Source organism: Xenorhabdus bharatensis (assembly GCF_037996705.1).
GTDB classification, from domain to species: Bacteria; Pseudomonadota; Gammaproteobacteria; order Enterobacterales; family Enterobacteriaceae; genus Xenorhabdus; species Xenorhabdus bharatensis.
Genome location: NZ_JBBMXG010000051.1, coordinates 1 through 1,546, shown reverse-complemented (window position 1 = coordinate 1,546; position 1,546 = coordinate 1). Strand labels below are relative to the sequence as shown.

The following is a 1,546-nucleotide window of genomic DNA, read 5'->3' as shown; positions in this document are numbered from 1 at the left end:
TTGTGGTGAGCGGCGTTGGCAGGTTGCCCCCTGCCATCACCGCGTTATCTCTTCGCTTATTCTTTACTGCTCTCAATCACGGTATCTAACATCTCAGAAACAAACTTCTGTCTGGCTTTTGGGAGCTGGCTGATCATCTCAATCTGTTGCTCCAGCCGGGAACTTGGGCCACGTTTACTTCTTCGTGTGGTCGGCAAACCCAGCAGTTCATCCAATGATAAATGGAGTATCTCCGCTAACAACGGCAGCAATGCCGCTGAGACCTTCAATCTTCCTCCCTCATAATGCGCCATCGTCTGCTGGGCTATCCCTAGCTGCCCTGCCAGTTGTTGCTGGGTGAGTTGCTGCTCTTTACGTGCCAGTGCAATCCTGTTCCCCAGCTCTTTAAAAAAGGTCTCATCCGTTGTCTTCATGGCCTGAATCTGTCTGTAAGTTAACGATGCCATGAGGATACCTCCTGTTTTTAATCTTACGGTTGACAATACTCTATTTTGGAGTACTCTGCAATAGAGTTATTTTTACTCTAAGCCTATTGACACGTTTTTTTAAAGGATTAAGACATGGCTCGCATTCCCGACGCAGAATTACAGCATCTGAAATCCGCTGTCTCTTTAGTTGCCATCATTGAGCAGCAGGGACGGCAGCTCTTTAAGCGCGGTAAAGATATGATTGTGCTGTGCCCGTTCCATCAGGAAAAAACGCCCTCGATGGTGATCACGCCGTCGAAAAACCTCTATCACTGCTTTGGCTGCGATGCAGGCGGATCGGTGCTGGACTGGGTGATGAAGACGGAGAATTTAAGTCTGCGCCATGCCTGTGAACGGTTGCGGGCGATGCTCGGCAGTAATCCGGCGGTGGAGCCGCTGGTTGATTCCTCGGAGTTGATCCGTGATGCGGTCGGGCAACAGGCGCTGTTATCACGGGTGGTTGAGTTCTATCACCAGACTCTGCTGAATGCGCCGGAAGCCCATCAGTACCTGAAAAAACGCCGCCTTGATCATCCTGAGCTGGTCAGCCATTTTAAGCTCGGCTTTGCCAACCGCACCCTCGGCTATCGGTTGCCGGAGAAAAAAATCAAAGCCGGTGCTGAGATCCGTGCCCGGCTTCAGGCGGTCGGGTTAATGCGTGAGAGCGGGCATGAACACTTCAGCGGCTCGCTGGTTGTGCCGGTGATCGGTCTCAATGGCGAGGTGCAGGAAATGTATGGCCGCAAAATCACCGATCGGTTACGGGCGGGTACACCGCTGCATCTGTACTTACCGGGGGAGCATGGCGGGGTCTGGAATGAAGCGGGGCTGGTTGGTTCGGCCTCGGTGATCCTATGTGAATCGCTCATCGATGCGATGTCATTCTGGTGTGCGGGGTTCCGCAATGTGACCTGTTCGTATGGGGTTCATGGTTTTACTGATGCACATCGGACAGCATTCCGGCAGTATGAACTCCGGCAGGTGCATATCGCCTATGACAATGACAAGGCGGGCAATGAAGCGGCGGCAACACTGGCGGCAGAGTTGCAACTGATGGGGCTGGATGTTTGGCGGGTGGT

2 protein-coding genes are annotated in these 1,546 nt (G+C 53.0%); one reads left to right on the top strand and one right to left on the bottom strand.

Going from position 1 to position 1,546, the window contains the following annotated elements; all coding sequences use genetic code 11:
• Positions 1-56: 56 nt before the first annotated feature.
• The gene (locus AAC855_RS21110; protein ID WP_340612107.1) at positions 57-446 is read right to left on the bottom strand and encodes a helix-turn-helix domain-containing protein; all 390 of its coding nucleotides are present in this window, start codon (positions 444-446) and stop codon (positions 57-59) included.
• A gap of 114 nt (positions 447-560) precedes the next feature.
• Here AAC855_RS21110 and AAC855_RS21105 point away from each other — a divergent pair.
• The coding region (locus tag AAC855_RS21105) for a CHC2 zinc finger domain-containing protein (RefSeq protein WP_340612106.1) at positions 561-1,546 on the top strand (986 nt) is incomplete at its 3' end.